The sequence below is a fragment of the Jeotgalibacillus soli genome (genome assembly GCF_000829435.1).
In the GTDB taxonomy this organism is placed as follows: Bacteria; Bacillota; Bacilli; order Bacillales; family Jeotgalibacillaceae; genus Jeotgalibacillus; species Jeotgalibacillus soli.
Window position 1 is genome coordinate 1 of record NZ_JXRP01000011.1, and the last position, 6,503, is coordinate 6,503.

Sequence of the window (6,503 nt, forward strand, 5' to 3'; positions counted from 1 at the left end):
GTGAAGTAACGGCAGAAGATCTGAAAAAGATTTATATCGCTGCCTTTAACGGTGATAAAGTTGATTTTTAATCGAACATGAATAGAGCTGTCCCGTACGTCGTCCATGATGGACCGGCGTATGGGGCAGTTTTTTTGTATTTTGGAGACGGCTTGGAAATGTGTGCGCACGGCTTGGAAATTTGGAGGACGGCCTATAAATCTCACTGACGGCCTGTAAATCGTAAATTTAAATTAAAGCTTGATCGTTTTTAAAAAAATTTGATCGTTATAATAAAGATTAATAATTTGTAATAAGCTTTTATCAAAGTTCTGTAACGATTTAGATAGGATTTTTTCTTTTGTTGATGATGTCAAATGCTAATTAAGTTACTCCATACTAAGGGCCAGATTGCGGAATAACTTTTTAAATGGAATTGGATATTTATATTATAATTAATTGATATTGTGAAGAATTATACTTAAACTACGGTTCAGGTTAGTTGAAAAAGACGTTATGGAAAATTTAACATTAATATTATTCAAGGTTATGCTTATGATGGGTTGCTTTAATAAAAATATTGCGATTGATGAAAGGGATTTTTTCAATGACAGCTCATTATTTTATCGCTACATTAAAACCTATACCTGAATATCACTCAAGTGAAAATAATTATCCATTTCTAAATGGTGAAGCATATAAGGAAAGTTTGCCGTTTACCCTCCCGTATGTTTATGAAGTTTATGAACTTGGAGGAGAAGACATCGAATTAATTACATTTTTGGATTCATTTATGGGTATAGGGGACGTTGTAGAACGATATATATTTGAAGAAGGACGACAGGGTTATCCCTTATCACATAATTATCCAGAAGAGGCCAGAACAATTAATCTCTTTAAAAAAACCTACAAAGATCAATACGGTGAATATCAATTAGACTCAAAGAAATGGAAAGAAGAGCTTTCCAGACGTACTATTGCATCAAAACGAAGCGTGACTACATTCGTTAAATACTAGTGACCTGCTGCTTTCAAGGTTGTTATTGAACAAACGCGGCAGAAAAGTTCAATAAGCACAATTCTATTTCCACCGATACGGCATGCGCCCAAGGAATAGGTATTCACAGATGTTTGCCTATGTGAATAACTTACTGTTAAACCATTTTATTTGTGTGGGGGAATCGGTGTGGGATACTATGTGACTGTGGAATTAGGCGTAAAATTATATGTGGAAGATATAAATCCCGAGGGCAGTAAGACGATAGTGTTTTTACATGGTTGGCCATTAAGCCATAAACAGTTTGAGTATCAGTTTGATGTTCTTCCCTCAATGGGCTACCGCTGTATCGGAATTGACTGGAGAGGATTCGGAAAGTCGGATAAACCAATAAGTGGCTACAATTATAATCGATTGGCAGATGATATTCGTACAGTAGTTGGTGTACTTCAATTAGACAATTTCATTCTTGTAGGTCACTCTACAGGTGGAGCAATCGCGATTCGGTATATGTCCCGATATAATGGTTACGGAGTATCAAAACTTGTCCTTGTAGACGCTGCAGCTCCTATAGGCTTTACTACAGAAACTGCGAATAGATTACTTACTCAAGCGTTAAATGACCGTCCTAAAATGATGCGAGAAGTAACGGACACCTTTTTCTTTCAATATATAACAAGCCCATTCTCTGAATGGTTTTTTCAATTGGGGTTACAAGCAGCAGGTTGGTCAACAGCAGCAATCATAATTACACTAAGAGATGAGAAGCTTTATGCGGATTTGAAAAAAATACTTGTTCCTACCATCATCATTCACGGTGTTCAAGACAAAGTTATTCCATTTGCACAAGCTCAGGAATTAAACCAACAAATAAGAAATTCACAGCTTGTTCCGTTTCATTACAGTGGTCATGGTCCTTTCTGGGAAGAACGTGACAAGTTTAATCAGCAATTGAGGCAATTTATTGATTGATAGTCCTCTTCAGTTAAAGGGGGTAGTTAATGGAATAAGACATTATAAACAAAACGCTTAGAGATCTTTCACTCTGAGCTTTTTTTTATGCCAATTGTAATGTTATTTACTGTTATATACATTGATAATTCCGTTGCTAATTCTGTTTCGATTTTGCTCTCTAAATGCGTTTTTTTACTTTAAAACCGAACTACTTATTAACTTGTGACTCGAAAACGATAAGAAGCGCAATGTTTGCATTCAGAACTTACGCATGAATCAGTTTAAATATGACGGTATTAATATTGACGTGGAAAATTTGTATTTGATTGACCGAGACTTCTTTAGTCTGCTGATAAAACCCGAGGAAATAAAAGTAAAAAAGTGATGAATGGTCCTCTAAATCCTGAACTTGTTTAATTGTGAAGAATTATACTTAAAGTAACGGGTGCGATTGTCCAATAATAGCAGTCGCTTTCTCACTAACGGAGCAGTTTAGTTTAATAACAATAAATAAAAATTTCCTAATACAACATAAATGCATTATGTTGTATTGGAAACGCTCCCGATCTTCAGAATCTGGATCGTTTTTTGTGTAGTAAAAAGAATCCATAAACTGTTTAATTTTGTTATTTATTGGTCATTGTTGGATTTATAACGGACATGGTATATTTTATTGGGCTATTCAGAATATGAATGGCAATTTTCCATTGATTGGTGAAGATATATGAAGAAACCTATTAGATTAAGTATACAATTTCTTGTTTTGAGCTTACTAGCTTTTGCGGTAATTGGCACCTTCGTTGGAAGTACCCTTTCAAGCGTTTTAGTAAGCAAAAACAACCTGGAGAAGAATTATTTAATGGAGAATCAATACTACGCTCAAAAATTGGCTAGTACAACGGATTCTCTTTTTGATAATATGATTAAAAGCTTAACCATGGAGTCAGGAGAGGAAGAATATTCAACCGCAGATTCTAAAGAAATATATGAGGAAGTAAAACAGACGCTAGAATCTACTGATTTTTTTAACTCTGTATATTTTGTTGATCAAACAGGACACATCCGTGCATCAGCACCAGATAGAGGATTAGAAGGTACAGTCGCAAATAGGATCGGTGCAAAAGAAGCGCTGAAAAAGAAAGTACCCTTAATATCGGAACCTTATGTAGCCGTGACGGGGAAGCTGATATTGCTCGTTTCTGTACCTGTCTTTGATGATAGTGGGTCATATAAAGGGTTTATAGGTGGAACCATCCATTTACATGAAGAAAACAGCCTAACGAGAGTTCTTGGCCAACATCCAGAACATGAAAATGATTCGTATGTATATGTAGTCGATTCGAAAGGCAATGTTATTTATCATCCTGATTCTGAATGGATTAATGCTAACGTAAAAGAAAATGAAGTCGTAAAGCAAGTTATGGAAGGGAAAACGGGAAGTCAAGAAGTTATGACGATACAAGGTGTTTCAATGTTAGCTGGTTATGCTGCTTCTACAAGCAACTGGGGGATTGTCTCCCAAGCACCAAAAAAATCTGTTATAGAGCCGACGATTGAAATGGCAAAGCAAGTTAGCTTCATTGCCATTCCCTTTATGATTTTTGTTTTTGTGCTAACACTCGCCATGTTAAAAAAAATTGTAAATCCTATAAGAATGTTAGCCATTTACGCAAAACAAATGACACTAGATCCCTCATCGCCGACTCCGCGTATTCCCGACTGGTATTTTGAGTTAAAGGAATTAAAGCGTGCTATTTTAAAAAATGTTAATTTTTATGAAAAAAAACTGACGTATGCGGAGGGTGAATCAAATCTTGATCCACTGACTGGCTACTATAATCGCCGCTCTTTAGAAAAAAAGATTAGCCATTTAGGAATGTACTCCATCGTTTTGTTTGATATTGACCGTTTTAAAACCGTAAACGATCAATTCGGACATCAAGTGGGGGATGAGGTATTAACATACATGTCCGAATTAGCTAAAAAAGAAACCAGGGAAAGTGATTTGTGTTTCCGTATAGGTGGAGAAGAATTTTTAATTGTTCTCCCAGAAACGGATCTAGCATTGGCTCAAACGATTGCAGAACGAATAAGGAAAACAACTGAGGCCAAAATTAGTCCTACTGGAAAGCCGATAACGATTTCGATGGGAATTGGAAATTCGCCAACTACAGCAAGTGATTTTTCAGAATTATTCAAAGTGACTGACCAAGCTTTATACAAAGCGAAAGAAGAGGGAAGAAACAGAGTAATCATTGCAAATCGTTTAAACAATAATAAAAACTAGCGACCTTATGTCACTTACAATAAGAATCCAAAGCAACATAAATGCTTGATATGCTCCCCTTTAAGTAGACAGTTTTAAGAAAGCAACGCTACTATCTACTTGGAGGGGATTTTTGTATGGGGAGAAAACAAACGTATTCTGTAGAGATTAAGTTACAGGCAGTTGAACTCTATTTATCAGGCGAAATGGGTAGGTATCGACGAGTAGCTGGAAAATTTAATGTAGATGCGTCTCAAATTGTGAGATGGGTTAGGGCTTATAAACAAGAGGGAATCGATGGCTTAAAAGAAAAGCGCGGTCTTGTAGGAAGAAAACCAAAGAATCCTTCGGATCAAGAAAAAATTAAACGGCTGGAAGCGGAAGTAGCCTACTTAAAAAAGCTGTTAGAAGCCGAAAAGGAGAGATAAGAAAAAGAACGAAAATCCTTGAATATCAAGTTATTAAAGACATGTCTGCTTGTTTTTCGGTTGCCCTTCTTTGTGAAATTGCCGGGGTCTCAAGAAGTGTGGATACTATAAATGGCTTAGGAAAGGAAAGAACTTTTCTGAAAAACAAGCAGAGAACCAGGCCCTGCAAAAGAAGATTGTTGAGATCTTCAATCAGTATCGGGGAATTTTTGGTTACCGAAGAATGACGGTTTGGCTGAGAAAGATCCTTAAAAAGCCGATTAATGATAAACGAACCTACAGACTCATGAAGGCGCTTGGGATCCAGGTAAAGATCCGCAGGAAGAGGATCTTTTATGGTAGAAAAGAAGCATGCGTCGTATCAGGGAATCATTTAAATCGAGAATTTCACGCCACTCGTCCGAATGAAAAATGGGTAACCGACGTTGCCTATCTTCCCTTTAATCAAAAGCGTCTTTATTTGTCGGTTATTTATGACTTGTATAACAATGAAGTGGTGTCCTACAAATTAAGCCGGTACGATGACTTTCAACTCGTACAGGACACGCTGAAAGCAGCTGTCCAAAAACGGAAAGTAAAGGGGACTCTTCTCCACAGCGATCAAGGTGTGACGTATACCTCCCGTGCTTATCATCACCTTCTTGCGAAGCACCAAATGAGACTCAGTATGTCGAGAAAGGGAAACTGCCTAGATAATGCCTGTATTGAGAGCTTTTTTGGTCATTTAGAGGCTGAATGCTTTCACCTTCTGACATTTAATCAGGGTTCTGAGGTTGAGCAGGCCATAGATGAATACATAAAATTTTATAACACCGCAAGATATCAAAAGAAACAAAAGAACCTTTCTCCAGTTCAATTTCGAAGAAAGGCGATGTAGGCTTTTTAAAGGTGTCTACTTGACGGAGGTAAGATCAGGGTATTATGTTGCATTTGGAAATGAACGAGAAAACAGGCGTGATCCCTTGGTTATCAAGGAATCACGCCTGTTTTCGCTTGGATGCCGGTCTTTGAATACGACATATTGGATATTTATATTATATTTAATGTAACAAAACCAATGAAAAAAGAGGGGTTTTTATGGTTGCTAGAAAAAGGAAAAACAGCGTGGGTTCGATCTGAAGGTTCTCTACCATTAAAAGTTTGTGAAACAATGTACTTTAGCTAACGGGTGCGATTGTCCAATAATAGCAGTCGCTTTCTCACTAACGAAGCAGTTTAGTTCAATAAGTCCAACAAAAAACAGTTGATGTATTATTTAGTAAAACGTAATGGGGGGTGGCAATTTGACTGTGGAAGTTATGAGTTTTACCGAAAGACCAATAAAAGCTAATGAACTTATGAAACTTTATAGTGATGTAGGTTGGTGGGAAGAAAGAAAAGAACAAGATATTGAAAAAATGTTAAAACAAGAAATATCGGTTGGTGCGTGGAAAGGCGATGTTCTTATTGGGTTTGCAAGGGCAGTATCAGACGGTGATTTTAGGGCTTATATAGAAGACGTTGTAATACATAAAGAATTTCAAAAATCAAATATTGGAACAAAAATTGTATCACAATTGGTAAAGGAACTTTCTCACATTGATGTAATTAGCCTGTTTTGTGAAGAGGATTTAATTCCATTTTATGAGAAAAATGAGTTTAAATATAGTAAATCTCAATTTGTAATGCACAAAAAATAAGGATATCTTCTTCAACTATCGGGTGCTTTAGTTAAAGATCATGGGGTTGCTTGGGCAGCTCTTTTTTCTTATTCAACTAAAGGGCAGGTTAGTTGAATAAGGAAATGTTTTTCAATACTTGACTAACTTAAAGGAGGATGAATATGGTTAAGTACCACAGACCAAGAAAAATATTTTTAGATTTAGCAGTAACTTTAGAT

The 6,503-nt window shown here is 36.4% G+C and carries 5 protein-coding genes and 1 pseudogene; all 6 read left to right on the forward strand.

Features of this window, described 5'->3' with window-relative positions:
• Positions 1-568: 568 nt before the first annotated feature.
• The 6 genes and pseudogenes from KP78_RS07225 (at position 569) to KP78_RS07250 (ending at position 6,303) form a co-directional block, all read left to right on the forward strand.
• Positions 569-997 (forward strand): hypothetical protein, encoded by a 429-nt coding sequence (locus KP78_RS07225; protein WP_157841458.1) that lies wholly within the window; start codon positions 569-571, stop codon positions 995-997.
• A 168-nt stretch (positions 998-1,165) separates the two neighbouring features.
• Positions 1,166-1,948 (forward strand): alpha/beta fold hydrolase, encoded by a 783-nt coding sequence (locus tag KP78_RS07230; RefSeq protein ID WP_041087674.1) that lies wholly within the window; start codon positions 1,166-1,168, stop codon positions 1,946-1,948.
• A 706-nt stretch (positions 1,949-2,654) separates the two neighbouring features.
• On the forward strand, positions 2,655-4,217 hold the full coding sequence (locus KP78_RS07235; protein WP_041087676.1) for a sensor domain-containing diguanylate cyclase: 1,563 nt from the start codon (positions 2,655-2,657) through the stop codon (positions 4,215-4,217).
• A gap of 116 nt (positions 4,218-4,333) precedes the next feature.
• Positions 4,334-4,624 (forward strand): helix-turn-helix domain-containing protein, encoded by a 291-nt coding sequence (locus KP78_RS07240; RefSeq protein ID WP_041087678.1) that lies wholly within the window; start codon positions 4,334-4,336, stop codon positions 4,622-4,624.
• 97 nt (positions 4,625-4,721) lie between these two features.
• Positions 4,722-5,501: pseudogene (locus KP78_RS07245) on the forward strand (IS3 family transposase); the annotation flags it as partial.
• A gap of 421 nt (positions 5,502-5,922) precedes the next feature.
• Entirely contained in the window at positions 5,923-6,303 is a 381-nt protein-coding gene (locus tag KP78_RS07250; RefSeq protein WP_041087680.1) for a GNAT family N-acetyltransferase, read from the forward strand.
• Positions 6,304-6,503 lie beyond the last annotated feature (200 nt).

Coding starts and splice junctions, on each gene's coding strand:
- KP78_RS07235 (WP_041087676.1), top strand. CDS start 2,655: ATGAAGAAACCTATTAGATTAAGTATACAATTTCTTGTTTTGAGCTTA.
- KP78_RS07240 (WP_041087678.1), top strand. CDS start 4,334: ATGGGGAGAAAACAAACGTATTCTGTAGAGATTAAGTTACAGGCAGTT.
- KP78_RS07225 (WP_157841458.1), top strand. CDS start 569: ATGAAAGGGATTTTTTCAATGACAGCTCATTATTTTATCGCTACATTA.
- KP78_RS07250 (WP_041087680.1), top strand. CDS start 5,923: ATGAGTTTTACCGAAAGACCAATAAAAGCTAATGAACTTATGAAACTT.